Source organism: Bacillus sp. LQ01 (assembly GCF_057624735.1).
In genome coordinates, this window is sequence record NZ_JBYEZL010000002.1 from 1,167,704 (window position 1) to 1,193,078 (window position 25,375).

The 25,375-nt window shown below is 35.0% G+C and carries 28 protein-coding genes and 1 pseudogene; 25 read left to right on the plus strand and 4 right to left on the minus strand.

What is annotated here, in order from left to right; all coding sequences use genetic code 11:
* The first annotated feature begins 20 nt into the window (after positions 1 to 20).
* The 9 genes from hutU to AC22L0_RS18530 all read left to right on the plus strand — a co-directional run bounded on the left by hutU (position 21) and on the right by AC22L0_RS18530 (position 10,681).
* The gene (gene hutU / locus AC22L0_RS18490; RefSeq protein ID WP_000416946.1) at positions 21 to 1,679 is read left to right on the plus strand and encodes a urocanate hydratase; all 1,659 of its coding nucleotides are present in this window, start codon (positions 21 to 23) and stop codon (positions 1,677 to 1,679) included.
* 12 nt (positions 1,680 to 1,691) lie between these two features.
* Positions 1,692 to 2,963, plus strand: a complete 1,272-nt coding sequence (hutI, locus tag AC22L0_RS18495) for an imidazolonepropionase (protein ID WP_087967697.1) — start codon at positions 1,692 to 1,694, stop codon at positions 2,961 to 2,963.
* Positions 2,942 to 3,913 carry a formimidoylglutamase gene (hutG, locus tag AC22L0_RS18500; RefSeq protein ID WP_000399828.1) on the plus strand — a complete coding sequence of 324 codons (972 nt, stop codon included), beginning with the start codon at positions 2,942 to 2,944 and terminating at the stop codon, positions 3,911 to 3,913. Before hutI ends, hutG begins: the two co-directional genes overlap by 22 nt.
* A 260-nt stretch (positions 3,914 to 4,173) precedes the next feature.
* Positions 4,174 to 4,635 carry a CarD family transcriptional regulator gene (locus AC22L0_RS18505; protein WP_170317877.1) on the plus strand — a complete coding sequence of 154 codons (462 nt, stop codon included), beginning with the start codon at positions 4,174 to 4,176 and terminating at the stop codon, positions 4,633 to 4,635.
* A gap of 561 nt (positions 4,636 to 5,196) precedes the next feature.
* Entirely contained in the window at positions 5,197 to 6,324 is a 1,128-nt protein-coding gene (locus AC22L0_RS18510) for an alkene reductase (RefSeq protein ID WP_487272385.1), read from the plus strand.
* A gap of 67 nt (positions 6,325 to 6,391) precedes the next feature.
* The gene (locus tag AC22L0_RS18515; RefSeq protein WP_087967699.1) at positions 6,392 to 7,966 is read left to right on the plus strand and encodes an FMN-binding glutamate synthase family protein; all 1,575 of its coding nucleotides are present in this window, start codon (positions 6,392 to 6,394) and stop codon (positions 7,964 to 7,966) included.
* A 111-nt stretch (positions 7,967 to 8,077) separates the two neighbouring features.
* Positions 8,078 to 8,566: a cytochrome c biogenesis protein CcdC gene (locus tag AC22L0_RS18520; RefSeq protein ID WP_001183922.1), complete on the plus strand. Its 489-nt coding sequence runs from the start codon at positions 8,078 to 8,080 to the stop codon at positions 8,564 to 8,566.
* A 543-nt stretch (positions 8,567 to 9,109) separates the two neighbouring features.
* On the plus strand, positions 9,110 to 10,048 hold the full coding sequence (locus AC22L0_RS18525) for a ring-cleaving dioxygenase (protein WP_000412731.1): 939 nt from the start codon (positions 9,110 to 9,112) through the stop codon (positions 10,046 to 10,048).
* A 24-nt stretch (positions 10,049 to 10,072) separates the two neighbouring features.
* Positions 10,073 to 10,681 (plus strand): alpha/beta hydrolase, encoded by a 609-nt coding sequence (locus AC22L0_RS18530; RefSeq protein WP_000975485.1) that lies wholly within the window; start codon positions 10,073 to 10,075, stop codon positions 10,679 to 10,681.
* 43 nt (positions 10,682 to 10,724) lie between these two features.
* Here AC22L0_RS18530 and AC22L0_RS18535 read toward each other — a convergent pair whose 3' ends face one another.
* Positions 10,725 to 12,257, minus strand: a complete 1,533-nt coding sequence (locus AC22L0_RS18535) for a BA3702 family sensor histidine kinase (RefSeq protein WP_000087658.1) — start codon at positions 12,255 to 12,257, stop codon at positions 10,725 to 10,727.
* 237 nt (positions 12,258 to 12,494) lie between these two features.
* Here AC22L0_RS18535 and AC22L0_RS18540 point away from each other — a divergent pair, with 237 nt between their 5' ends.
* Complete coding sequence (locus AC22L0_RS18540; protein ID WP_000800767.1) at positions 12,495 to 12,866, plus strand: VOC family protein; 372 nt, start codon at positions 12,495 to 12,497, stop codon at positions 12,864 to 12,866.
* Positions 12,867 to 12,885: 19 nt separating this feature from the next.
* Here AC22L0_RS18540 and AC22L0_RS18545 read toward each other — a convergent pair whose 3' ends face one another.
* Positions 12,886 to 13,695: a YitT family protein gene (locus AC22L0_RS18545; RefSeq protein WP_000251344.1), complete on the minus strand. Its 810-nt coding sequence runs from the start codon at positions 13,693 to 13,695 to the stop codon at positions 12,886 to 12,888.
* Positions 13,696 to 13,821: 126 nt separating this feature from the next.
* Here AC22L0_RS18545 and AC22L0_RS18550 point away from each other — a divergent pair, with 126 nt between their 5' ends.
* The 12 genes from AC22L0_RS18550 to AC22L0_RS18605 all read left to right on the plus strand — a co-directional run bounded on the left by AC22L0_RS18550 (position 13,822) and on the right by AC22L0_RS18605 (position 22,101).
* Positions 13,822 to 14,643 (plus strand): protein phosphatase 2C domain-containing protein, encoded by an 822-nt coding sequence (locus AC22L0_RS18550; RefSeq protein ID WP_002196794.1) that lies wholly within the window; start codon positions 13,822 to 13,824, stop codon positions 14,641 to 14,643.
* A 15-nt stretch (positions 14,644 to 14,658) separates the two neighbouring features.
* Positions 14,659 to 15,111, plus strand: a complete 453-nt coding sequence (locus AC22L0_RS18555; RefSeq protein ID WP_000404192.1) for a peptidoglycan recognition protein family protein — start codon at positions 14,659 to 14,661, stop codon at positions 15,109 to 15,111.
* Between the two features lie 19 nt (positions 15,112 to 15,130).
* Positions 15,131 to 15,379, plus strand: coding sequence for a DUF2164 domain-containing protein (locus tag AC22L0_RS18560; RefSeq protein ID WP_000981075.1), 249 nt, complete (start codon positions 15,131 to 15,133; stop codon positions 15,377 to 15,379).
* A 137-nt stretch (positions 15,380 to 15,516) separates the two neighbouring features.
* Complete coding sequence (locus tag AC22L0_RS18565) at positions 15,517 to 15,819, plus strand: urease subunit gamma (protein ID WP_001241327.1); 303 nt, start codon at positions 15,517 to 15,519, stop codon at positions 15,817 to 15,819.
* Positions 15,820 to 15,833: 14 nt separating this feature from the next.
* Positions 15,834 to 16,163 (plus strand): urease subunit beta, encoded by a 330-nt coding sequence (locus tag AC22L0_RS18570; protein ID WP_000612160.1) that lies wholly within the window; start codon positions 15,834 to 15,836, stop codon positions 16,161 to 16,163.
* Position 16,164: 1 nt separating this feature from the next.
* The gene (gene ureC, locus AC22L0_RS18575; RefSeq protein WP_000008664.1) at positions 16,165 to 17,877 is read left to right on the plus strand and encodes an urease subunit alpha; all 1,713 of its coding nucleotides are present in this window, start codon (positions 16,165 to 16,167) and stop codon (positions 17,875 to 17,877) included.
* A gap of 18 nt (positions 17,878 to 17,895) precedes the next feature.
* Positions 17,896 to 18,351: an urease accessory protein UreE gene (locus tag AC22L0_RS18580; protein ID WP_000582805.1), complete on the plus strand. Its 456-nt coding sequence runs from the start codon at positions 17,896 to 17,898 to the stop codon at positions 18,349 to 18,351.
* On the plus strand, positions 18,329 to 19,027 hold the full coding sequence (locus tag AC22L0_RS18585; protein ID WP_000946573.1) for an urease accessory protein UreF: 699 nt from the start codon (positions 18,329 to 18,331) through the stop codon (positions 19,025 to 19,027). Before AC22L0_RS18580 ends, AC22L0_RS18585 begins: the two co-directional genes overlap by 23 nt.
* Positions 19,028 to 19,041: 14 nt before the next feature.
* Entirely contained in the window at positions 19,042 to 19,659 is a 618-nt protein-coding gene (gene ureG / locus AC22L0_RS18590; RefSeq protein ID WP_000594928.1) for an urease accessory protein UreG, read from the plus strand.
* Complete coding sequence (locus tag AC22L0_RS18595) at positions 19,656 to 20,477, plus strand: urease accessory protein UreD (RefSeq protein WP_000841915.1); 822 nt, start codon at positions 19,656 to 19,658, stop codon at positions 20,475 to 20,477. The genes ureG and AC22L0_RS18595 overlap by 4 nt, the downstream gene beginning before the upstream one ends.
* An 18-nt stretch (positions 20,478 to 20,495) precedes the next feature.
* Complete coding sequence (locus AC22L0_RS18600) at positions 20,496 to 21,128, plus strand: AmiS/UreI family transporter (RefSeq protein WP_000185993.1); 633 nt, start codon at positions 20,496 to 20,498, stop codon at positions 21,126 to 21,128.
* Positions 21,115 to 22,101 carry a HoxN/HupN/NixA family nickel/cobalt transporter gene (locus tag AC22L0_RS18605; protein ID WP_000265977.1) on the plus strand — a complete coding sequence of 329 codons (987 nt, stop codon included), beginning with the start codon at positions 21,115 to 21,117 and terminating at the stop codon, positions 22,099 to 22,101. The genes AC22L0_RS18600 and AC22L0_RS18605 overlap by 14 nt, the downstream gene beginning before the upstream one ends.
* An 87-nt stretch (positions 22,102 to 22,188) precedes the next feature.
* On the opposite strand, the gene AC22L0_RS18610 is transcribed toward AC22L0_RS18605, so the two are convergent.
* Both AC22L0_RS18610 and AC22L0_RS18615 read right to left on the minus strand, forming a co-directional pair.
* Positions 22,189 to 22,392, minus strand: coding sequence for a CsbD family protein (locus AC22L0_RS18610; RefSeq protein ID WP_087967701.1), 204 nt, complete (start codon positions 22,390 to 22,392; stop codon positions 22,189 to 22,191).
* A gap of 171 nt (positions 22,393 to 22,563) precedes the next feature.
* Entirely contained in the window at positions 22,564 to 23,370 is an 807-nt protein-coding gene (locus AC22L0_RS18615) for a GNAT family N-acetyltransferase (protein ID WP_087967703.1), read from the minus strand.
* Between the two features lie 152 nt (positions 23,371 to 23,522).
* Between AC22L0_RS18615 and AC22L0_RS18620 the strand changes: the two genes are divergently transcribed.
* The 3 genes and pseudogenes from AC22L0_RS18620 to AC22L0_RS18630 all read left to right on the plus strand — a co-directional run bounded on the left by AC22L0_RS18620 (position 23,523) and on the right by AC22L0_RS18630 (position 25,337).
* Positions 23,523 to 23,726, plus strand: a complete 204-nt coding sequence (locus AC22L0_RS18620) for a hypothetical protein (protein WP_000810210.1) — start codon at positions 23,523 to 23,525, stop codon at positions 23,724 to 23,726.
* On the plus strand, positions 23,723 to 24,283 hold the full coding sequence (locus AC22L0_RS18625; RefSeq protein ID WP_016111161.1) for a GNAT family N-acetyltransferase: 561 nt from the start codon (positions 23,723 to 23,725) through the stop codon (positions 24,281 to 24,283). Before AC22L0_RS18620 ends, AC22L0_RS18625 begins: the two co-directional genes overlap by 4 nt.
* Before the next feature lie 266 nt (positions 24,284 to 24,549).
* Positions 24,550 to 25,337: pseudogene (locus AC22L0_RS18630) on the plus strand (helix-turn-helix domain-containing protein).
* Positions 25,338 to 25,375 lie beyond the last annotated feature (38 nt).

Sequence of the window (25,375 nt, forward strand, 5' to 3'; positions counted from 1 at the left end):
GAGAAAAGGGAGAGATTGAAATGGAAAAAGTACAACAAACAATTCGCGCGCCAAGAGGTACAGAGTTACAAACGAAAGGGTGGGTGCAAGAAGCTGCACTTCGTATGTTAATGAACAATTTAGATCCTGAAGTTGCTGAAAAACCAGAAGAATTAGTTGTATATGGCGGAATTGGCCGTGCAGCTCGTAACTGGGAAAGTTATCAGGCGATTGTAGATTCATTAAAAACGTTAGAAAGCGATGAAACGTTACTTGTTCAATCAGGAAAGCCAGTTGCCATTTTTAAATCACATGAAGATGCACCTCGCGTTTTGTTAGCGAACTCAAACTTAGTACCAAAATGGGCAAACTGGGATCACTTCCGAGAACTAGAGAAAAAAGGTCTTATGATGTACGGACAAATGACAGCTGGTAGCTGGATTTACATTGGAACGCAAGGGATTCTACAAGGAACATATGAAACATTTGGTGAAGCAGCTCGTCAACATTTCGATGGTTCATTAAAAGGTACATTAACACTTACTGCTGGTTTAGGTGGTATGGGTGGTGCACAACCTCTTGCTGTAACGATGAACGGCGGTGTTGTCATTGCTATTGATGTTGATAAGCGCAGCATCGATCGTCGTATTGAAAAGAGATACTGTGATATGTATACAGAATCATTAGAAGAAGCGTTAACGGTTGCGAACGAGTATAAAGAGAAGAAAGAACCGATTTCTATTGGTTTATTAGGAAATGCGGCAGAAATTTTACCAGAACTAGTGAAGCGCAATATTACACCAGACTTAGTTACAGATCAAACATCTGCTCATGATCCATTAAACGGTTATATTCCAGTAGGCTACACGTTAGAAGAAGCAGCGAAACTTCGTGAAGAAGATCCAGAACGCTACGTACAATTATCAAAAGAAAGTATGACAAAACATGTGGAAGCAATGCTTGCTATGCAAGAAAAAGGCGCAATTACATTTGATTACGGAAATAACATTCGCCAAGTTGCTTTCGATGAAGGTTTGAAAAATGCATTCGATTTCCCAGGATTCGTTCCAGCATTTATCCGTCCATTATTCTGCGAAGGAAAAGGACCATTCCGCTGGGTAGCACTTTCTGGTGATCCAGAAGATATTTATAAAACAGACGAAGTAATTTTACGTGAGTTCGCTGATAATGAACATTTATGTAACTGGATTCGTATGGCACGTCAACAAGTTGAATTCCAAGGGCTTCCATCACGTATTTGTTGGCTTGGTTACGGTGAGCGTGCGAAATTTGGTCGCATCATTAATGAAATGGTTGCAAATGGTGAATTATCAGCACCAATCGTTATCGGTCGTGACCATTTAGATTGTGGATCAGTAGCATCTCCAAATCGTGAAACAGAAGCGATGAAAGATGGTAGTGATGCAGTAGCTGACTGGCCAATTTTAAATGCATTAATTAATAGTGTAAACGGTGCAAGCTGGGTATCTGTTCACCACGGTGGTGGCGTTGGTATGGGTTATTCACTTCATGCGGGAATGGTTATCGTTGCAGATGGAACAGAAGCAGCAGCAAAACGAATTGAGCGCGTATTAACTTCTGACCCTGGTATGGGTGTTGTTCGTCACGTGGATGCAGGGTATGACTTAGCTGTGGAAACTGCGAAAGAAAAAGGCGTTAACATTCCGATGATGAAATAAGGAGGAGAAAACATGCTGGACACTTTACTAATAAATATCGGTCAATTACTAACAATGGATCAAGAAGATGGCTTGTTAAGACGGGAAGCGATGAACACGCTTCCTGTTATCGAAAACGGTGCGGTTGGAATTGAAAATGGTGTAATTACTTTCTTTGGAACAGCGGAAGAAGCGAAAGGATTACAAGCGAGAGAAGTTATTGATTGCGGCGGGAAAATGGTTTCTCCTGGTCTTGTTGACCCGCATACTCATCTTGTATTTGGTGGATCTCGTGAAAATGAAATCGCACTAAAACTACAAGGAGTTCCGTACTTAGAAATTTTAGAACAAGGCGGAGGCATACTTTCAACTGTAAATGCAACGAAACAGGCGTCGAAAGAAGAACTTGTTCAAAAAGCGAAATTCCATTTAGACCGTATGCTATCTTTCGGAGTTACTACTGTAGAAGCGAAGAGTGGTTACGGATTAGATGATGAGACGGAATGGAAACAATTAGAGGCAACAGCACAATTACAAAAAGAGCATCCGATCGATTTAGTTTCAACATTTTTAGGTGCTCATGCAGTTCCGAAAGAGTATAAAGGTAGATCGAAAGAATTTTTACAATGGATGTTAGACCTACTACCAGAAATGAAAGAGAAGCAATTAGCGGAGTTCGTTGATATTTTCTGTGAAACAGGTGTGTTCTCTGTAGAAGAATCAAAAGAATTTTTATTAAAAGCGAAAGAGCTTGGCTTTGATGTGAAAATTCATGCAGATGAAATCGACCCTCTTGGTGGTGCGGAAGCAGCGGCAGAAATCGGTGCAGCATCAGCGGACCATTTAGTTGGTGCTTCTGATAAAGGAATTGAAATGCTTGCAAATTCTAATACAGTAGCAACTTTATTACCAGGAACAACTTTCTATTTAAATAAAGAAAGCTTTGCTCGTGGACGTAAAATGATTGATGAAGGTGTTGCAGTTGCGTTAGCTACAGACTTTAACCCAGGTAGCTGTCCAACTGAAAATATTCAGCTTATTATGAGCATTGCGATGCTAAAATTGAAAATGACACCAGAAGAAGTTTGGAATGCCGTAACGGTTAACTCATCATATGCCATTAACCGTGGTGATGTAGCTGGGAAAATTAGAGTTGGTCGTAAGGCAGATTTAGTTTTATGGGATGCTTACAATTATGCTTACGTACCGTATCATTACGGCGTAAGTCATGTGAATACAGTATGGAAGAATGGTAATATTGCATATACAAGAGGTGAACAATCGTGGAGCACGGCCACTATTTAAAGAAAAATGCAAAGTTTATTGATCGTGAAGTGACGAAATGGAGTGAGATGATTAAAGATTGGGAGGAAGGTGTGGAAATATTCGGTGCTGCCTTAATTGGAGCACCCCTTTCTAAACCGTCTATTAGTCATTCAGGAGCGAGTTTTGCGCCAAAAACAATTCGTGCGATGTTAGATGCATATAGCACATATGCAATTACAGAAGAACACGATATGAAAGAAAGTGTCTTATATGATTGCGGCGATATTACGATGCATGTGACGGATATAAAAGAAAGTCATAAACGAATTGCGAAAACAGTTGGGCATGTAACGAAAGTAAACCCGAACATGATACCAATCGTTCTTGGCGGTGACCACTCGATTAGTTTTCCGAGTATAACAGGTTTTGCAAACAGTAAAGGAAAGGTCGGAATTATTCAATTTGATGCTCATCATGATTTACGTAATTTAGATGATGGAGGCCCGTCAAATGGTACACCATTCCGTAGTTTACTAGAAAATGATGTCATTACTGGAAAACAACTCGTTCAAATTGGAATTCGTAATTTTTCTAATGCACGTGCGTACCATGAATATGCAATAGAGCATGGTGTAACAGTGTATACAATGAAAGACGTACGAGAGCGAGAAATAAAAGATATTATCACGGAAAGTATTGAAGTATTAAGAAATCAAGGTGTGACTTCTATTTATATTTCTCTTGATATGGATGTGCTAGACCAAGCGTTTGCACCAGGTTGTCCAGCAATTGGGCCTGGTGGGATGGATAGTACGACTTTACTAGATGCGATTGAATTCCTTGGTAAAGAATCGCTCGTTCAAGGGATGGATATAGTAGAGATTGATCCAACTCTTGATTTCAGAGATATGACGAGTAGAGTAGCAGCGCAAGTGATTATGAGTTTTCTTTTAGCGAGGGAAACAGTTAGCAAACAGGTTAGTATATAGACGGAAAAGTAGATATTTATTTATGCCTTATCAAAAACACATCACTACTTAAATGTAGTGATGTGTTTTTGTGTTAAAGGAGAATGAATGTGTGTGGAACCGTTAATGGAATTGCGATTTTTATAGTGTATTGTGTAAATTTAATTTCTTGCTTCTGAAGTATTGACTCATAAAATAATTTTATGATAAAATAAAAATTTTGCTAAAAAACTAAAAGTGTGTTAAGCTTGAGAAGGTTACCATATATGGAGGTGGATTATTTGTTTCAAATTGGCGATAACATTGTTTATCCAATGCAGGGAGCAGGTATAATTAAAGCCATAGAAGAGAAGGAAATCTCAGGAGAAAAACAACAGTATTATGTTATAAAAATGTCGGCTAGTAATATGGAACTAATGATTCCAGCAGGGAGAATATTGAATTCGAATATACGACCAGTTACGGATATAACCGCATTAGCACACATAATGGATATTTTTCAACATGGGGAATCAGATAGATTACTTACGTGGAAACAAAGGTATAAATTGAACACTGATAAAATAAAGACGGGTAAAATGCAAGAAGGTGCTGAAGTTGTGCGTGATTTAATGCGTATACAGAAAGAAAAAGCACTTAATGCAAGCGAAAAGAAGATGTTAGATAACGCATATGAATTTTTGATTAGTGAACTGGGATTAATTGAAGGTATCACAGAAAATCAGATAAAAAGCTTTTGTTAAGGTTCATTACAAATAATGTATTATATCCCAAAAAAGATCTTGAATTTTTTGGGAACATAATTATAGAAAATTTATCATTTCAAAGACATTCAACTCTTTCAAACCACTTTTAGAGCATTACCTCTATTGTTATTACTACAATCAAATCCATTTTTATTTTTTAATTTCATTTATGAATGTTCGAAGTTTAATTGAATACTTCGATAAAATAGTTACTTGATTTTTGCAATCCTGATTCACACTGGCACGGACGAGGAGCCGTAAGGATGAAAGAGAGGTAGGGCTTTCATTGTTTTAGGTATATAAGTTATTATTTTTAGAAGAATACTGAACCATTTTCACTTCTATTGATAAGGTGTTTTTTATTAAAGAGATAAACGAATTGACAGCCATATATGGTCAACAAAAAAGGTTTCCTCCTAAGGAAACCTTTTTAATATTATTTATAGCATTTTATTTTTTTGATATTCGAATTTTTTATTGTAAAGTCGTAAAAATTGACGTTACTATCTAAAAGTAAGTATGATGCGATTATAGTAAGATTTTTTAGGGGGAAGAAAAATGACAAGTTCAAGTAATAAAGCAGCGAGTATTTATGAAGGAACAAATGTAAATGCTGGGGGATTTTTTGAAAACGTTGAAGAAACAAAGTTGTTTGATCCAATTCAAGTTGGAACTTGGTCTCTTCGTAATCGTATAGCGATGGCACCGATGACAAGATGCTTTGCAGATAATGAGACTGGAGCAGTTGGTGCTGATGTAGTGGAGTACTACAGAAAACGTGCTGCGGATGGAATTGGACTAATTATTACAGAAGGAATTGTCATTAGTCCGAGAGCAAAAGGAAACCCAGGAGTACCAGGTATTTATACACAAGAACAAATCGATTCTTGGAAACCTGTTACAGAGGCAGTACATAAAGAAGGCGGGACGATTATTGCTCAAATATGGCATGTTGGGCGTATGAGTCATCATGAAATAATTGGTGGTCAAATGCCACAAGCACCGTCGGCTATCGCTGCAGAGGGGAATGTTCCACGCTTTCGTAAACCGTTTGATACGCCAGAAGCAATGACGTTAGAAGAAATACAAGAAGTGATCGGTCAATACGAACAAGCTGCGAAAAATGCGATCGAAGCTGGATTTGATGGAGTAGAAATTCACGGTGCACACGGATATTTAATCGATCAATTTACGTATGAGTTTGCGAATAAGCGAACAGATAAATATGGCGGTGATTTAAAACAAAGGTTAACGTTTATGAAAGAAGTAACGGCGGCTGTAATAGAAGCTGTTGGAGCTAATAAAACACTTCTTCGTTTCTCTGCTTTCAAAGGTGATAATCCTACTTATATGTGGGAAAACCCTGAGTTTGCAATTGAAACGTTCATAAATATGTTTAAAGAGGTTGGGTTAACGATGATCCATCCTTCAACGATGAATTATACGCAAGAGATTGCTGACGGAAAGAATTTTCATCAACTAGTAAGAAAATATTGGGATGGTACGATTGTTGGGGTTGGTAATTTAAATCCGAAAGAGGCCGAAGAAGCGTTGCAAGAAGGAACGATTGATGTAGCAGCATTCGGAAGACCGTTAATTGCTAATCCAGACTTTGTTCATCGAATTAAACACGCTGAAAGTTTAGTTGAATATGACGCGAAAGAGCATCTTGCTACGTTAGTATGAATAAAGATAAAAGGAGAGCACATCGAGTGTTCTCCTTTTATTATGGAATTTCATAGGGGGAAGCGGGATGAGTGAAACGCTACTCGTTATTATTAGTATATTACTATTTTTAATGTTGCTTTTAATCGTCTTTTTTATCATCACATTTTTTATAAAAAAACGAACACACCATTCTATTTTAAAATTACATCCGTACTTAGGAAGAATGCGCTACTTACTGGAAAAGATAGGGCCTGAATTTCGACAATATTGGTTTGATCATGATACGGATGGAAAGCCTTTCTCACGTTATGATTTTCAAAGTGTTATGTTTTTAGCGAAATATCGCTCTGAAATACTTGGTTTTGGATCAAAACGAGATTTTGAAGCTTCTGGATATTATATTGCTAATACATTATTTCCAATATTAACTGAGGAATTAAGTGTGAATCTCACGCAAGAGCGGGAAGGTAAAAAGTACGTGATTCATAAAGAAGGGTTATTTTCAAGAAGAGAAAAATTGACAGCGGATACAACGAATCTTTGGCTGTACGAAGAAGAAGATGCAATTATAGTTGGCGAGAACCGTAAATATCCGTGGAAGCTACATGGCATGTTTGGTGCATCTGCGACTTCTTACGGTGCGATTGGAGAAAATTATATTTTAGCGAGTGGTTTTGGAGCAAAAATGGCAGGCGGATCGTGGATTAATACGGGTGAAGGTGGCGTTATTCCAGAACATTTACATACAGGAGCGAATATCGTTGCGCAAATTGGTCCAGGGTTATTTGGATACCGTGATGAAGACGGTAATTTTTCAATGGGAAAATTCATGGAGAAAGCGAAAGAAAGTAATATTAGAGCATTCGAATTGAAATTTGGGCAAGGTGCTAAAATACGTGGTGGTCATTTAGAGGGACAAAAAGTAAATGAGAAAATTGCTTTTGTTCGCAACGTCCGAAAGGGAGAGACGATTAATTCACCGAATCGATTTTCATTTTTAAAGAATGCATCGGATACACTTTGTTTTATTCAACAGTTGCAAGAAAACAGCGGTAAACCAGTTGGAATGAAAATTGTAATTGGTCAGCAGGAGCCTTTGGAAGATTTAATAAAAACAATGAAAGAACTAAACATTTACCCAGATTTTATTACAATCGACGGTTCAGAAGGCGGATCAGGGGCAACGTATAAATCGATGGCAGATTATATGGGACTGCCGCTTATTCCAGCATTACTTACATTTATTGATACAGCAAACCATTATGGTGTCCGTAACAAGTTTAAAGTATTTGCATCGGGTAAATTAATCACACCAGATAAAGTGGCGATTGCTTTAGCGATTGGGGCGGATGCTGTAAGTTCAGCCCGTGGGTTTATGATGGCAAGTGGCTGTATTATGGCCCTTCAATGTAATTCTGGTCAATGTCCATCTGGTGTAGCCACGACGAATCCGCATTATCAAAAAGCGTTAGATCCGTATGAGAAGAAGTGGCGAGTTATGAATTATATTATTAGTATGAGATATAGTTTATTTTCATTAGCGGCAGCGGCGGGAGTGAAGAGCCCGCGCCATTTAACTAGAGAGCATATTGTGTTTAAAGACGAGGTGGGGAGAGTAGTTCCTCTTTCGGAATTGTTTCCTATAGTAAATCAAACCTAAAAGTATATTTGATGTGTAAGATTTTTTAGAGGAATAATTATATTTTTGGAAAAATTAGGAGTATAATAGGGAAGTATTTTTGAAAATGACTATTTTTAGGGAGAGATTCACTTGCAGCAAGGTTCGTACAGTATTACAATTTTTTTACTCGTCATAGGGCTCGTTATATTTAGACGCATGCGCTCTATGAATCGACCAATTAATAATAAAGGAAGACGACTACTATTGCCATTATTCTTCTTATTACCAGGTTTTTCTTTATACGCAGCACCGATACAACTTGCTGGTTGGCAAATTGGTATAGCTGCTGGGATCGGACTGTTATTGTCAATTCCACTTATTATTTTAAGTGGGTATGAAGTCAGAGAAGATGGTCAAATTTATGCGAAAAAAAGTATCGCTTTTATTGCTACATTTTTAGTTATCGTTCTTTTACGTGCTTATTTTAGAAGACATTTACAAGGTCTAGATCCAAAGTCAATCGGCATTCTTTTCTACACTCTTGCGGTTTGTTATATAGTACCTTGGCGTATTGGATGCTATATGAAATTTCGTAAAGTATATGTAGAGAAAGCAAAATTTGAGACGTCAATAAGCTAAAAGTCATACATTTGTATGGCTTTTAGTTTTTAAAATTTATCGGGTAAAGGAATGAAAATAAGGTGTGAAAAAACACTCTTTAACTTTCTGAATATTATTACTTTAATTTCTTGAAAAATCATTGTAATCCACTGGGATAAAGGCGTTTATAAAGGTTTTCACATGTAATGAAAAGTGCTCGTTCACTTGAAAGAACAAAAAATGTTTGTTAAGGTAGGGAACCATAAGTGAAAACAAGAAAAATGAAAGTAAGGACTTATTGACAATAAAAAATAAGTAACTTATAATAAATCTTGAGTTCGAGATAAATAATGTTCATAATGAAAATTTATTATGGTTATAAATCGAACAAATATTTTTTGCGAATTATCTTGAATTCGAGATAATTCAATAGGTTAGACACCGATACGTAATTTTGTAATTAATATCTCGAATTCGAGATAAAATTATAATGACGGATTTTACTTTGTAGCATGGACAAAATGAATAATGAATTTAAATGTAAAAGAATTTTTATAATGAAATAAAAAAGGAGTGGAAGAAATGGAAAAGAAAACAATGGGAATCCATCATATTACAGCGATTGTAGGGCATCCACAAGAAAATGTAGACTTTTATGCTGGTGTATTGGGGTTACGTTTAGTGAAACAAACAGTGAATTTTGATGATCCAGGTACGTACCATCTTTATTTTGGAAATGAAGGAGGAAAGCCTGGAACAATTATTACGTTTTTCCCATGGGCAGGTGCTCGTCAAGGTATTATTGGAGATGGTCAAGTAGGAATTACGTCTTACGTTGTACCAAAAGGTGCAATGGAGTTTTGGGAAAATAGATTAGAAAAATTCGATGTTTCGTATACAAAAATGACTCGTTTTGGAGAGCAGTATTTAGAATTTGATGATCCGCATGGTTTGCATATAGAATTAGTTGAAAGAGAAAAAGGCGAATTAAATAATTGGAGTTTTGGAGAAGTTACACCAGAAGTAGCAATTAAAGGGTTTGGAGGTGCTGTTCTTTTATCTACACAGCCTCAAAAAACAGCTGAATTGTTAGAACATATTATGGGTCTTGAGAAAATTGGAGAAGAGGGTGAATTTGTTCGATTCCGTTCTTCTGCTGACATTGGAAATATTATTGATTTGAAATTATCAACAATCGGTCGTGGCCAAATGGGCGTTGGCACAGTTCATCATATTGCCTGGAGAGCGAGTGACGATGCTGATCAGCTAGACTGGAAAGAGCATGTGTCGCGTTTTGGATATCACGTAACTCCTGTACAAGATCGAAATTATTTTAACGCGATTTATTTTAGAGAACATGGTGAAATCTTATTTGAAATTGCAACAGATCCTCCTGGTTTCGCTCATGATGAATCGTTAGAGACGATGGGTGAGGAATTAAAGTTACCGGAACAATATGAACAACATAGAAAACAGATTGAACAAACGCTTTTACCATTTGAAGTGAGAAATTTAGATTAAAGTGATTGAAGGGGGAACAGGATTATGATGAAACATGTTTTTCAAAAAGGAAAAGATACGTCAAAACCAGTGTTGTTATTACTTCATGGCACAGGTGGTAATGAATTAGATTTACTACCACTTGCAGAAATAGTTGATCCGGAAGCGTCGGTATTAAGCGTTAGGGGAAATGTGTTAGAGAATGGGATGCCGCGTTTCTTCCGCCGATTAGCAGAGGGCATTTTTGATGAAGAGGATTTAATTTTCCGTACGAAGGAATTAAATGAATTTTTAGATGAAGCGGCTAAAGAATATAAATTCGATAGAAATAACATTGTAGCTATCGGTTATTCGAATGGGGCAAATATCGCAGCAAGCTTATTATTCCATTACGAAAATGCATTGAAAGGTGCTGTGCTTCATCACCCAATGGTACCAAGAAGAGGAATGCAATTAGCAAATTTAGCAGGGAAATCTGTGTTTATTGCTGCTGGGACAAATGACCCAATTTGTTCATCAGCAGAGTCAGAGGAATTGAAGATACTATTAGAAAATGCAAACGCGAATGTAACAATGCATTGGGAAAATCGAGGGCATCAATTAACGATGGGTGAAGTAGAAAAAGCAAAAGAGTGGTATGACAAAGTATTTTAAAAAAGAAGCATCTGCTAACGATTAGCAGATGCTTCTTTTTTATTTAAGACTGGATTGCAAGATGAGATGAAGAAAGTGGTAGCTCAATATCAACAATTGTACCTTTATTTAATTCGCTTGAAATGTGTAATTTACCATGATGTTCTTCAATTATTTTGTAACACATCATTAATCCTAGTCCTGTGCCTTTTTCTTTTAAACTATAAAAAGGTTCGCCTAGACGGGAGATACGATCTTCTGGAATGCCACAACCTTCATCGATAATTCGTATTAAGATGAAATTATCCTCTAATGGTTTTGTTTGGATGAAAATATTTCCGCCATTTGGCATCGCTTCTATCGCATTTTTTAATATGTTTATAAAAACTTGTTTTAATTGGTTACCGTCACATTGAATATCATATACGTAATCAAAATGATCCATGATGATATGAACGCTATGCATAATTGCAGTCGGTAAAATAAATGTAACTACCTCTTCAATTAAAGTTTGTATGTTACAAGTTTGGATAGATAATACTTGTGGCTTAGACATCGCCATAAATTGACTCGTGATGGATTCCATTTGTGAAATCTCACTTAACATAACATCGATATACCATTTTTGCTCCTCATTTATTTCAGGGAGGAGCAATGTTAGAAAACCCTTTAGGGAAGTGAGTGGATTTCGAATTTCATGGGCAATTCCAGCTGTCAGTTGTCCGACTACTGCGAGCTTCTCAGATTTTCGTAGTAACTTTTCAGTTTCTTTTAGCTCAGTAACATCTCTCCCCATCACGATAAGACCTTTGCGAGAACCATCAGGATGATAAAGCGGAACTTTTGATATACTTAAGATTAAATCGAAATCATCTCTATGTATAATAAATTCCTCGCCATGAAGAATTTGTCTTTGTTGCCATGCTAGTTCATCGACTTCTTCACAATGTAAAAAAGCTTCTCGGTATGCTTCATTATATTGAATGAGTTCGCTATCTTTTTTCCCGTGGTAAGGTACATGATGGAAGTTGAAGCAAGAAAGTGCGTAGTCATTTGCCTCAAGCCAGCGCCCTTCATGATCTTTAAATATTACAAACGCAGGCATGGAGTTTACTAATGTACGTAATCTCTTCTCACTTTCTTTTAGCATATTCTCAATTCTTTCTGATTTTTCAAGTGGCTTCATAATAGCGTATACACCAGTAAGACGATTTTGAACAAAAATAGGAACTAGTTTTGTCACAACATCTAATAAGAATCCATTTTTATGATAAATAGATAAGATATACTCTTGTTGATTATCCGCTTCAGTATTCTTTATATTTTGTAATACTTGCTCAGAAATATGGGCTCCTAAAATAGAGGTAATATTTTTCTGTTCTAATTCTAAAGAAGTGTAACCTAATATTCTTTCGGCAGAAGGATTTATATGTAGAATAACTCCTTCTAAGTTTAATGAAATAATACTATCAGGATTATGTTCGAACAGAGATGCGTACATTTCTGTTAATGAACGATCTTGTATATGGTTTCGCAAACGTCTAGAAATGTTCGGATGACGTTTTTTTTGAGTTGGTGAATATTTTTTACGACTCATAATAGTTCCTCCGTACAAATAGCATCTAAAAAGATTTGTCTATTCATAACTATAATATAGATGTGATGTGTATTTCTATAAAAAATGGAAGTTATAGAATAAATTTTGTTTTTTTATTTTTTTTGCAAAGTGAATGCAGGATGGTAATAAGGGGAGCTTATATTGTTTTATAACCCTTTTGTAAGTTACAGACGGCTGTTTTCCGTATAACATTAGGGTAGAGGAGGGGGAGAGAAAATGAAAAATTATATTCAAGGGATTGATCACGTGCAAGTAGCTGCACCTGTAGAGTGTGAAGAAGAGGCGCGTGATTTTTATGGGAATAAAATTGGTATGGTAGAAATTCCAAAGCCAGAAGAGTTGAAAAAACGAGGTGGATGTTGGTTTAAATGTGGAAATCAAGAAATCCATATTGGTGTCGAGCGGAACTTTACACCAGCTAAAAAGGCTCATCCAGCTTTTTATGTGAATGAAATTAATGAATTTAAGCAAACACTTATAGAGCAAGGTGTAAAAGTGATTGATGATTATGCACGGCCAGATGTAATTCGATTTTACGTATCAGACCCGTTTGGAAACAGAATTGAATTTATGCAAAATAAAGACTAGGTGTATTCCCACCTAGTCTTTAACTTCTTCTGAAAAGTCCTAACACTTCTACAGTTTCTGTAATATTAACGAATGCATTCGGGTCAATTTCAGAAATTGTAAGTTTCATACTTGCTAATTCTTCACGAGAAACGACCGTCATAAGTACACGCTTTTTCTCGCTTGAATAAGCGCCTTCGCCATCAAGTAACGTTATTCCACGTACAACAGTTGAAAGAAGCTGTTTTTTCATTTTTTCTGCTTCATTTGTTACAATCATAAGTGTAACTTTACGATGTTTTGTATGAACAGCATCAATTACTTTACCAGTTACATAAATTGAAAGTAAGCTTGTAAGTGCAACATCCCAGGTGAAGAAGAATCCTGCGATTATTACAACGACTGCATTTAAAATAATAAGGAATCCGCCAAGTTTAATGTCTCGCTTGCGGGATAAAAGCATACCGATAATATCAAATCCACCAGTGGATCCATTACAGTTAAAAACAAGACCAATACCAGCTCCGGCGATGACACCCCCGAAGATAGAAGATAACAATGGATCTGTTGCTACGACTTTTACTGGAACGTAGTATAATGCAACAGATAATACAACTACAGAGACAACTGTGTTAAAAATTACTTTTTTTCCAAGGCCTATGTACCCTAAAATAAGGATAGGTAAGTTTAATACAAAGTTAATAATGCCTGTGTTTACAGGGGTTACAATCCCTAAAATAATAGCAATTCCGCCAATTCCACTACTTAAAATTTTGTGGGGGATAAGGAAAAGATTAAAGGCAACCGCAATAATAATAGAACCGATAATAACACCAAGGAATCTGACCATTTCTTTCCCGTCCTTCACTGAAAAATTCATATTATTTCAAGATTATATATGATATTGAAAGTTTTGGGTAAAAACAGTTTATTTTGGTAAATTAGATTAATCGAAAGAATTTGAGTATTTTATCATTTGAAAGGGGATACAGTTGTGAAGATAAAAACATATCAACAGAAAAGCCCGTTGAAGCAAGAATGTGAGGATTCTTATTTTTGTAATAAAGATAAAAAGATTTATGGTGTATGTGACGGTGCAACACCACTTGTCCCGTTTTGTGATGAAAATGGACATAATGGAGCATACATCGCTTCGCATTTATTTGCAAATTATTTTACTGCATTACGAGAGAATCATAGTTTACAATTTGCAGTTGCCAAAGCAAATGAAGCATTACAAAGCAAAATGTTAGAATATGAAGTAGACACGAGAAAAAAAGAGCATTTGTGGTGCACATGTATCGCGGCAGTTCAAATAGTTGGTGAGAAAATTGAATATGCGCAGCTTGGGGACTGTATGATTGTCGCAACTTTTCAAAATGGAACGATGCAAGTATTAACGAAAGACACAGTTGAAGGAATTAGTAAACGAGCAAAAAGGAAGAGGGAAGAAGATCGTAAGAAAGGTTTATCTGTGCCGGAAGAACCTGTTTTTCAAGATGTTCGAGAACAATTAAAGTACAATCGTTATCTTGCAAATATGCCAAATGGTTACTCAGTTGCAAATGGAATGAAAGAAGCGATACATTATTTACAACATGGTGAATTACATATAGATGAAGTGAGTGGAATTTTTATTTGTTCAGACGGGTTATTCCACCCAGATTGGTCATTAGAACAAACTGTTGCATATATAAGAAAGAATAGTATAAACGAATATGTAGCAATCATTGAAAAGCTGGAAGGGGAAAAGAGAATAAAACCAGATGATAAAACGATTATTATGATTGATTTTTAAGAGGAGGCAGTTCAAATGGAAATTAAATATGTCAATCTAACATTTCAAGATGAATTAGTTCCTTTAGAAAAAGTAAATCAACTGATTATCCACCATACAGCTGAAGATGGATGGGACGTGTATAAAACACATGAATTTCATCAAACTGTAAGAGGGTGGAGCGGGATTGGTTACAACTATTTTATCGAAAAGGACGGAACTGTAGTGGAAGGGCGAGGTTTACATATTGGAGCGCACGCGAAAGACCATAACCGTCATACAATTGGAATATGTATGACGGGAAATTTCGATAAATACGATCCAACTCCTGCACAAGTGAATGCATTATATTCTTTATGTAAAATGTTTATGAAGCAATTTGCTATAAAGAAAGAAAATATACTAGGTCATAGAGAGTTAGAAGGAGTTACAAAAAGCTGTCCTGGTAATCGTTTTTCTATGGTAGAGTTAAGGAAGATATTATCTTAAATATAGAGGAGTAACAACGATGATGAATATAAAAATACCAAATGATAAAAAAGAAGAGCTTGTAGCGCAAATTCAGCAATTTTTCGTTGAAGAAGATTTAGATGAAATTGGACGTTTCCAAGCAGAGCGTTTAATAGAAGAAATGGTTAAATTAGTTGGACCATTTGCATACAATCAAGCAATTGGAGATGCAAGAAAGCTTGTAAGTGAGAAATTAACGAATATCGAAGAAGATTTATACGTGTTAGAGAAGAATGAAGGAAAATAAAAAAAGAGCCGATGGGCTCTTTTTTTATTTGATTGATAGCAAAAAAACATAGGGAAAACACGGAAAAGACATTGAAAATACACCTTTTATTTTTAGAATATTCTTAGTTTTAAAATACTTCAGAAAGGAAGATTGTAATGAGATTAACGCCAAGAGAAATTGATAAACTGCTAGTAGTTGTTGCGGCTGATTTAGCTTATCGACGAAAGGAGAGGGGGCTTAAGTTAAACTATCCAGAAAGTATCGCTATTATTACGTATGAAATTTTGGAAGGAGCAAGAGATGGTAAAAATGTAGCGGAATTAATGGAACTTGGAAAAAACATTTTAAGTGCTGAAGATGTTATGGATGGTATTGCAGACATGATATCAGATATTCAAGTTGAGGCAACTTTTCCTGATGGAACAAAATTAGTAACTATTCATCAGCCAATTCATTAAAGGAAGTGAATGTTATGATTCCAGGGCAATATATCCTTGCGAAAGAAGACATAGTATGTAATGGAAATAAAAAAGCAATGAAAGTCAAAGTGATAAATCAGGGAGATAGACCCATTCAAATTGGATCTCATTACCACTTTTATGAAGTGAATGAGGCGTTAAAATTCAATCGCAGTGTAGCAATTGGACAACATTTAAATATTCCAGCAGGTACAGCGGTAAGATTTGAGCCTGGAGATGAAAAAACGATTGAACTAGTTCCATATTCAGGGGAACAAGAAGTATATGGATTTAAAAATAAAGTGGATGGCGATATTCAATCTTACACAAAAAGAGGGAGATAGCATGAGTTTTAAGATGTCACGTAAACAATATGCTGATTTATATGGTCCAACTACAGGAGATTCTATTCGTTTAGCGGATACACAATTATTCGCACATGTTGATCGAAATGCCACTGTATATGGTGATGAAGCTGTCTTTGGTGGAGGAAAATCAATTAGGGATGGTATGGGACAAAATTCACAACTTACAAGAGAACAGGGGGTTGTGGATGTTGTTATTACGAATGCAATTATTATTGATTATACGGGAGTATATAAAGCGGATATTGGTATAAAAGATGGGAAGATTTCAGCAATTGGTAAGAGTGGTAATCCTTCAGTTATGGATAATATTGATATCATCATTGGAACATCAACGGAAGTAATTTCTGGTGAGCGGAAAATCGTTACAGCTGGAGGTATTGATACACATGTGCATTTCATATCCCCACAACAAATTGATACGGCATTGGCTTCAGGTATAACAACTTTAATTGGTGGGGGAACAGGACCGGCAGAAGGGACTAAGGCAACTACAATAACACCTGGATCTTGGAATTTAAGAAAAATGCTAGAAGCAGCAGAAGCTTTTCCTATAAATCTTGGATTTTTAGGGAAAGGAAATAGTTCAAGTTTACCTGCCCTGGAAGAACAAATATTTGCAGGGGCTATCGGATTGAAAATCCATGAAGATTGGGGAGCAACTTCGTCAGCAATTAATCACTCGTTACAGATTGCTGATAAATATGATATTCAAGTCGCTATTCATACGGATACGTTAAACGAATGTGGTTTTGTGGAAGAAACGATAAAAGCTATTGATAATCGTGTTATTCATACGTACCACACTGAAGGAGCTGGAGGTGGGCATGCACCAGATATTATAAAGATTGCTGCGCTGAATAATATTTTACCATCATCAACGAACCCGACCTTGCCATATACAGTGAATACGCTGGATGAACATTTAGATATGCTCATGGTATGTCATCATTTAAAAGCGAATATTCCAGAAGATGTAATGTTTGCAGATTCAAGGATTCGAAAAGAAACAATCGCGGCAGAGGATATTTTGCAAGATTTAGGGGTTTTCAGCATGATTAGCTCTGACTCACAGGCGATGGGAAGGGTTGGAGAGGTTATTATTCGCAATTGGCAAACCGCCGATAAAATGAAAAAGCAGATTGGTAGTTTAGAGGGAGATAAAGAATATAACGATAATAATAGAATTCAACGTTATATAGCTAAGTATACAATTAATCCAGCTATTACACATGGGATTTCAGAATACGTGGGCTCTATTGAAATAGGAAAGTATGCAGACCTTGTAATATGGGATCCACAATTTTTCGGTGTTAAGCCAGATATGGTTTTGAAAAACGGAATGGTAGTGATGGCATTAATGGGAGACGAGAATGCTTCAATTCCTACCCCACAACCATATTATGAAAAAAAGATGTTTGGTGCATATGGAAAAGCAGTACAGTCAAGTTCGATTACATTTGTATCGAAAGTAGCTTATGAGAATAATATTAAAGAAAAATTAGGTTTAAATAAAGTTGTATTACCTGTTAAAAATACGAGAGAGATTTCGAAGCAAGATATGAAGCTAAATAATGCAACACCAGAAATTGAAGTAGATCCGCAGACATATGAAGTTAAAGTTGATGGACAAGTAATCACGTGTGAAGCAGTAGATGTACTACCTATGGCTCAAAGATATTTTTTATTTTGATATAACGGGGGAGATAAAATGATTATTGAAAAAATTAATAACAACGTATGCAATATGAATGATTTCTCAAACACAAAAAAGCATCTTGATAAGATATTAATTTCTAGTGAGCTTTTACTGAAGAGAGTTCAGAAATTATATTCAGAATCTGGTTTTGAAATTGGGGTGTCTTTAGATAGTGGAGAAACATTAAAGAACGGTGATATTTTATATGAAGATGAAAATCGAATTGTGTATATTGAAGTATTACCAGAAGAGGTAATTGTAATTACTCCAAAATCAATAAAAGAAATGGGGATTATTGCTCATAACTTAGGGAATAGACATTTACCAGCACAATTCGATGAAGGGTGCATGATTTTGGCGAACGACTACTTAGTAGAAGATTTACTTAAAAAGGAAGGTGTTCCTTATCAAAAAGAAAATAGAGTATTACCAAAACCGTTCAAGCATGCTTCGCACAAACATATTTAACCTACTTAACCTACTCCAAATTAGTGATTCGAACTTCCCAACAGGAAGTTTTAGTCACTCTTTTGGATTAGAAACATTTATTCAAGAGGGACAAGTTACAAATAAAGACGGGTTTTTCAAATGGGTTAATCGATATGTAAAAGTCCAATTAACATACACGGACGGCTTAATTTGCAAATATACTTACGAAGCCATTAAGAATAATGAGGGAGAACAAATTACATTTTTAGATGATTTAATAACAGCACAAACATTGCCTTTTGAATGTAGAAAAGCAAATAGAATGATTAGTAAAAGTACTTCTAAATTATTGTGTGAATTGTTCTCGTTTGTAAATTTAAATATATATAAAGAAAATATTATGGGTAATAAATTACAAGGTCATCCGAGTATTGTATACGGAATATTAGGGGCGGAATTGAAAATGACAATAGAAGAAACGCTCTTAGTTTTCTTATACTCAAGTGTTGGAAGTATAATTCAAAACGGTGTGAGAGCCATTCCTCTTGGACAAACAGATGGTCAAAAACTATTACAAGAATGCCATGAATTAATCTGCGAATCTATTGATAGAATTCAAATACTTTCATTAGAAGATTTTGGATTGAATGATCCTGAATTCGAAATAAATCAAATGCAACATGAAGATGTAAATGTAAGGGTCTTCATGTCATAGGGAGGAAGAATAAAATGATAAAGCCTATTAAAATTGGTATCGGTGGTCCGGTAGGTGCTGGGAAAACCATGTTAGTTGAAAAGTTAACAAAACATCTAAATACAGATTATGAAATTGCAGCAATTACAAACGATATTTATACGAAAGAAGATGCAAAGATTTTATTGAAAACAGGTGTTTTATCAGAAGATAGAATTATTGGTGTAGAGACAGGGGGGTGCCCGCATACAGCAATTCGAGAGGACGCTTCTATGAATTTTGAAGCAATTGAAGAACTCATGATTAGACATAATAATTTAGATATTATTTTTATTGAAAGCGGGGGTGATAATTTAGCTGCCACATTTAGTCCGGAGCTAGTGGATTTTTCAATTTATATTATTGATGTGGCACAGGGAGAAAAGATTCCGCGTAAAGGTGGACAAGGAATGATCAAATCTGATGTATTTGTAATTAATAAAACGGATTTGGCACCTTATGTAGGAGCTAATCTTGGAGTTATGGAGCAGGATACGAAAAATTACCGACATAATAAACCATACTTTTTTACAAATTTGAAGGATGAGGAAGGTTTACAAGAATTAATAAATTGGATGAGACAGAACATTATGTTAGAAGGACTGAAAAAATGAAATCCCCTACAGGTGTCTTAAACATTGATATGATGGAAAAGAGACATAAAACCGTACCTATTAAGGTTTATCATAAAGATGCCTTAAAAGTAACGCAGCCAATATATTTGGATGAGTATGGTAGAGCATATTACTATATTATGAATTCTGGTGGAGGCTATTTAAAAGGAGATTTCTATTCTATAAATATAAATGTTGGTAAAGATGCGAAAACATATATAACAAGCCAATCAGCAACGAAAGTTTACAAGACTCCAAATAGTTATGCTTTGCAAGAATTGAATTTTTATATTGGTGAGAATGCTGTTATGGAGTATTTACCAGACCCGTTAATTATGTACAAGGATGCAGCATATAAGCAAAAAACAAATATATATATGCAAAATAATTCTACATTGATTTTATGCGATTCAGTTACGCCTGGTTGGTCGCCAAATATGGAGAAGTTCACATACCAATATTTTGATTCGTTAACAAAAATATATATGGAAAATAAACTTGTAGTATACGATCATTTATTGCTAAACCCTTTCAAAGAGTCGTTAGATCAAATGGGAATATTAAATCAATATTCCCATTATGGTACTTTCATAGTTATTAATGAGAACATTACAAATGATTTAATTGCAACATTGAAAACATCACTTTCTAACACTAACAATATGAAAATTGGAATATCTTCTACACCATGTAAAGGCTTTGTCATTCGCATACTTAGTCATAATACTGAGGATATGGAGTCTATATTTTTTCAGTGTCATCGTTTTGTTAGAGAGAATTGTCTACATGAAGAATTAACATCCTATCGAAAATATTAAGTAGGAGAAGGGGATACTATGACTAATGTGGGATTATTGTTTGTCGGTGCAGTTCTATTTATGAATTCACTAGCAGCTTTTAAACTTATTGATAGCAAAAGTGTAGGATACTTTAATTTATTTGTAGGGGCATTACAAACTTTGACACCATTATATTTATTATTTACAGGAAGTCAATCCGATGAGTGGACTATCCTATCTAATGGAACTATTTTTTTATTTGGTTTTACTTATTTATATGTTGGTCTTACGAATATATTAAAACTTGATTCTTCAGGTGTAGGTTACTATTCTCTTTGGGTTGCTATCATTGCAACGGTTATGGGAATTGTGAATCAATTACATGAGAGTGGTAGTTTGCAAAGTACAATAATTTGGTTCTTTTGGGCATTCCTTTGGTTTTTATTTTTCCTACAAGATGGATTGAAAAAGAAGATTCATATTTATGTAGGTATTGTTTGCTTCATTGAATCTTGGATTACTGCAACAGTACCAGCTCTGTTAACACTTACAAATCATACCGACGTGTTAAATAATTTTGTAATTATTTTAGCGACTATTATAACGATTTTAGTTTTTATTATGGCACTTTTCTTTTTCAAGAGTATTCAATTTAAAGTAGAAAGGGTTAGTAACTATGTGGAAAAGTGAACTGAAAAAGGCAACCAACTTTTTTGTTATTATTATATTTCTTCATGTGCTTGGAATTTTATTATTATTACCGGCGCTATATAAAGGTAATAGCATAATCGGAATGGCTATTATTGCATATTCTTTAGGGTTGCGTCATGCGTTTGATAGTGATCATATTGTCGCAATTGATAATACTGTTCGGAAATTAATTGAAAAAGGTAAAAACTCACAGGGGGTGGGATTTTACTTCTCATTAGGACACTCTACGGTAGTATTTGCGATGATTGTATTAATTGCTTTAATTGGAAAAACGGCAAAACATGGAATGGAGAGCTTTTCAACTATAGGCGGTATTATCGGTACAATCGTTTCTAGTACATTCCTTATCATTATTGGTCTTACCAATCTGTTGTACCTTATTAAAGTGTTGAGAAGCCACGAGGACAAACAGCCAGAAAATTTAGGGTTTATATATCGTTTCACACAGCGCTTATTTACGTTTATTGATAGTCAGAAGCAATTGTATATAATCGGTTTTTTATTTGGACTTGGTTTTGATACAGCGAGTGAAATTGGATTAATTGCTCTTTCTACAGTAACTGCAACAAGTCAATCTATTCCACTTGTAAGTATATTTGCTTTCCCCGTTTTGTTTGCTGCCGGAATGTCATTAATGGATACATTAGATAGTACATTCATGAATACGAATTATAAGTGGGCAATGGAAAATAGTCGAATAAGAAATTCATATAATGTATTAATTACCTCAATATCTGTTATTACGGCTTTTTTAATAGGGGGATATCAACTATTATCTTTGCTTATTGAAAGCTATAATTTACAGGGCCCGTTTTGGAATCTCATACAAGTAGTTAATTTTGATTATCTGGGTATATGTCTTGTTGCATTCTTTATTATTTCTCTTATTGTTTTTGTTGTATGGAATAGAAATGCCTTTAAAGAACCGCTTACAAAGAGCATAGAGAAATAAAAATATATCATATGTCATTTGGTTCATTATGTATATAAAGTAAAATAAAAAACACGTTAGATGAAAATTCATCCAACGTGTTTTTTATTATTTATGTTCCTTATATTCATGTACTTTTTCTTTCGCATTACCAACTGTATCTTTAGCAGTGCCTTTCACCTTATCCCATTTTCCTTCAGCTTGTAATTTCTTATTGTCAGTTACTTTCCCGACAACTTCTTTTACTTCGCCCTTTACCTTATCGATGGCACCTTCTACTTTTTCTTTTAAACCGTGTTCGTGCTTAGTCATACATTTCTCCTCCTTGTAGTTTGATTAGAATTTTCTTTTCATAGTGCAAGTTGAATGATGTATCTAGTAATATCGTAACAAATTTAGTTTGAATATTCAAATGATTAACGGGATAGAAAAGGAATTGTCATAAAATGTTTAAAAATGTAACGGAAGGAGAAAGAAAGTAAATTATATGTCTTTTGCAGTCCATATTGATTTTGTATAAGCGATTTTCATATGGGCACGTTCCATATTATTTTGACTGCCGCTACCGAACCTTGCTTGTCCAACTATTAAAGTACAATTGGATTCAATAGCTGTCTTAATTCGTCTTTGAATTAATGCAGTGTGACAGCCTTTACGCTGAAATTCTGGTAAAGTAGCAGAAGCAGCTAATGATGCGACACCTTTATTTATATACAGGACACCAATACCAGCAGGACTATTTTGAATTTCTGCTATGAAAAAATGCCATCCTGGTTCATTGTAAAGAATTTCGTTATTTTGGCGAACCCCATCTTTTGTAAAGGATGGCATATTAAATCCACGTACATATATGTCTGCAAAAATATCAAATTCATTTTCTTTCAGTTTTCGTAATGTAATATTAGAAGGAAGAAGTGATGAACTCTCTCTCGGTATACTATACAAAGCAGTATGGAAGCTAGATTGGTAAAAACCTTTTTGAGATAAGTATTGAAATAGTTCAGTTGTGCCTTGCGCTGGTGTAATTTCAAAACGGCAAGGAATTTGTAGTGATTCATAATAAGAAATGATTGCATCAATCGCATCTGCATTTGTAATACCTTTTACCGTATTAAAAGCAGGACCGGCAATTATTTTTGATGAAAAGGCAGTGGCACTACCGAAATTTTTTATTTGCACTTGCATTGGATTTTCACTCATTGCTTGTAGTCCCTCTAATCTAGAAGAGAGCATATCAATTTCTGCATTTTCAATTTCTGTTGCTATATCGAGTGTCATAACAGTAGTCATAAAATTCCTCCGTTAATAAATATATTTCATAGTATATATACGATTTTTGTTTTGAGATTCCTGTTGTAATGTAGGAGAATAAGAAGTTTTTTGGAAGGGAAATGGAATTGAACTGTCGAAGGGAGTAGAAACAGATTAAAGGTGGTGCTCTCATGAAACAGAAAGACGTGCAGACATGCTCTAATTGTGGTTCTCAAAATATAGGAGAAGGTGAGTTTGTCGGATATGCACAAATACGGAAAAAGGAAACGATGTTCACATCTTCACCGGTGGATGCTTATATTTGTACAGATTGTGGGAATATCCTTTTATTAAAGGTAAGGAATTATGAAAGGTTTAAACAGAAACCTTTATGATTATTGAGAAGTGGTCATATCCAACTTTGTATACGAAACGACTTATGTTAAGGAAAATGAATATGAGTGATAGTTTACATATATATGAGTATGCTACAGATAAAGAGATGACAACTTTTACTGTATGGGATGCTCATCGATCGTTATGTGACACATATAACTATATAGAAGAAATTGTGGGGCAATATAATGGAGGGCAAGTAGCACCTCTTGGAATTGTATTAAAAGAGGAGAAGAAACTTATAGGCACGTGTGGATTTATAAAATATGATTTGGTCACACATACAGCAGAAATTGCATACGCCTTATCTCGAAAATATTGGGGAAGAGGATTAGCTACGGAGGCTGCATTAGCTTTTTTCTACTATGGTTTTCATGAGTTGCATCTTAATAGTATTGAAGCGGGATGTGATTCAGAAAATGAAGCATCTGAAAAATTAATGAAACGTTTGAATATGGAGTACGAGTGCACGATTCAAAAGGATATGTTCATTAAAGGTAAGTATCGTGACACGAAAAGATATTGTATATCTCGAGAAAGATATATGGATAAATGAAATATTTCATATAAAAAACTCCTTTAAATGAATAAAGGAGTTTTTTTATTTTTTATAACAATAATTACCTTTAATTGTTATAATTGGTTGTTAAGGGGTCTTGGTTTATTAACGCCATAATCATAGAAGGAAAATAGCTAAATCGTCTATAAAACCACTAAATAACACAATCGCAACCGTAAGTTGACAAAGTGCAACCCCGGGAAGATAGAGATAAGGGCAATGTCTACATACAATTTAGGTAAGAAAACAAAGGGGGCACACATATGGGATTTGGTGAAAAGCTTTTTAAATTAAGAAAGGAAAGGGCCTTTCTCAAGAAGCATTAGCTGAAAAATTAAACACAACAAGGCAAGCGGTTAGTAAATGGGAAAACGGTCAAGGTTTTCCTGAAACTGAGAAGTTAATAATGATTGGAAATGTTTTTGAAGTATCACTCGACTATTTATTAAAAGAAACTGCAGAGCAAAGTAATGAAAATGTGGATGGCTATTACGTAAGTCAGGAAATGGCAGAAGGGTATATAGTGTACGGACAAAAGATTTCAAAATATATAGCGTTAGGGTTTAGTTTGCTTATTTTGTCTACAATACCGTATCTATTATTTAAAGAAAATGCAACAATGTCGACATTTCTTGTCATTATCATTGCTGTTCTTGGAATTGGAGCAATGATGGCACCTGTAACGATAGAAGAGAGTCGATACAATGTATTGAAAAAGGAAGAACTACTATTTGATCAAAACTTTCTAAAAGAATTGACAAAAAGATATGTGATTATTAAGAAGAAGTATGCTGCGGTAATGATCGTTGGATTTTGTTTTATAGCAGCAGGCGCGATCCCGTTTTTGTTTGAGAAAAAGCATATCACTTCAGGGGAATTAGTTCAGTATTATCCGTACTGTGTTGTACTTATTGCTATCGGAGTTTATCTTTTTGTTCGTGTGTTAGGAGTATGGGAGATATATCGAATTTTAGTAGAAAATAAGGAATACAGTAATCGTTTTATTTTTAAACTGAAAAAGAAAGTAAGAAAAAAGGTAGATAGTTTATAAAAGATAAAAAACATGTTTCGAATCAATGTATTCAAAAC

Coding starts and splice junctions, on each gene's coding strand:
- AC22L0_RS18610 (WP_087967701.1), bottom strand. CDS start 22,392: ATGACTAAGCACGAACACGGTTTAAAAGAAAAAGTAGAAGGTGCCATC.
- ureG (WP_000594928.1), top strand. CDS start 19,042: ATGATAAAGCCTATTAAAATTGGTATCGGTGGTCCGGTAGGTGCTGGG.
- AC22L0_RS18515 (WP_087967699.1), top strand. CDS start 6,392: ATGAGTGAAACGCTACTCGTTATTATTAGTATATTACTATTTTTAATG.
- AC22L0_RS18570 (WP_000612160.1), top strand. CDS start 15,834: ATGATTCCAGGGCAATATATCCTTGCGAAAGAAGACATAGTATGTAAT.
- AC22L0_RS18605 (WP_000265977.1), top strand. CDS start 21,115: ATGTGGAAAAGTGAACTGAAAAAGGCAACCAACTTTTTTGTTATTATT.
- AC22L0_RS18535 (WP_000087658.1), bottom strand. CDS start 12,257: ATGAGTCGTAAAAAATATTCACCAACTCAAAAAAAACGTCATCCGAAC.
- AC22L0_RS18625 (WP_016111161.1), top strand. CDS start 23,723: ATGATTATTGAGAAGTGGTCATATCCAACTTTGTATACGAAACGACTT.
- hutU (WP_000416946.1), top strand. CDS start 21: ATGGAAAAAGTACAACAAACAATTCGCGCGCCAAGAGGTACAGAGTTA.
- AC22L0_RS18620 (WP_000810210.1), top strand. CDS start 23,523: ATGAAACAGAAAGACGTGCAGACATGCTCTAATTGTGGTTCTCAAAAT.
- AC22L0_RS18585 (WP_000946573.1), top strand. CDS start 18,329: ATGCTTCGCACAAACATATTTAACCTACTTAACCTACTCCAAATTAGT.
- AC22L0_RS18595 (WP_000841915.1), top strand. CDS start 19,656: ATGAAATCCCCTACAGGTGTCTTAAACATTGATATGATGGAAAAGAGA.
- AC22L0_RS18545 (WP_000251344.1), bottom strand. CDS start 13,695: ATGGTCAGATTCCTTGGTGTTATTATCGGTTCTATTATTATTGCGGTT.
- AC22L0_RS18555 (WP_000404192.1), top strand. CDS start 14,659: ATGGAAATTAAATATGTCAATCTAACATTTCAAGATGAATTAGTTCCT.
- AC22L0_RS18525 (WP_000412731.1), top strand. CDS start 9,110: ATGGAAAAGAAAACAATGGGAATCCATCATATTACAGCGATTGTAGGG.
- ureC (WP_000008664.1), top strand. CDS start 16,165: ATGAGTTTTAAGATGTCACGTAAACAATATGCTGATTTATATGGTCCA.
- AC22L0_RS18600 (WP_000185993.1), top strand. CDS start 20,496: ATGACTAATGTGGGATTATTGTTTGTCGGTGCAGTTCTATTTATGAAT.
- AC22L0_RS18530 (WP_000975485.1), top strand. CDS start 10,073: ATGATGAAACATGTTTTTCAAAAAGGAAAAGATACGTCAAAACCAGTG.
- AC22L0_RS18615 (WP_087967703.1), bottom strand. CDS start 23,370: ATGACTACTGTTATGACACTCGATATAGCAACAGAAATTGAAAATGCA.
- AC22L0_RS18565 (WP_001241327.1), top strand. CDS start 15,517: ATGAGATTAACGCCAAGAGAAATTGATAAACTGCTAGTAGTTGTTGCG.
- AC22L0_RS18510 (WP_487272385.1), top strand. CDS start 5,197: ATGACAAGTTCAAGTAATAAAGCAGCGAGTATTTATGAAGGAACAAAT.
- hutI (WP_087967697.1), top strand. CDS start 1,692: ATGCTGGACACTTTACTAATAAATATCGGTCAATTACTAACAATGGAT.
- AC22L0_RS18580 (WP_000582805.1), top strand. CDS start 17,896: ATGATTATTGAAAAAATTAATAACAACGTATGCAATATGAATGATTTC.
- AC22L0_RS18540 (WP_000800767.1), top strand. CDS start 12,495: ATGAAAAATTATATTCAAGGGATTGATCACGTGCAAGTAGCTGCACCT.
- AC22L0_RS18560 (WP_000981075.1), top strand. CDS start 15,131: ATGATGAATATAAAAATACCAAATGATAAAAAAGAAGAGCTTGTAGCG.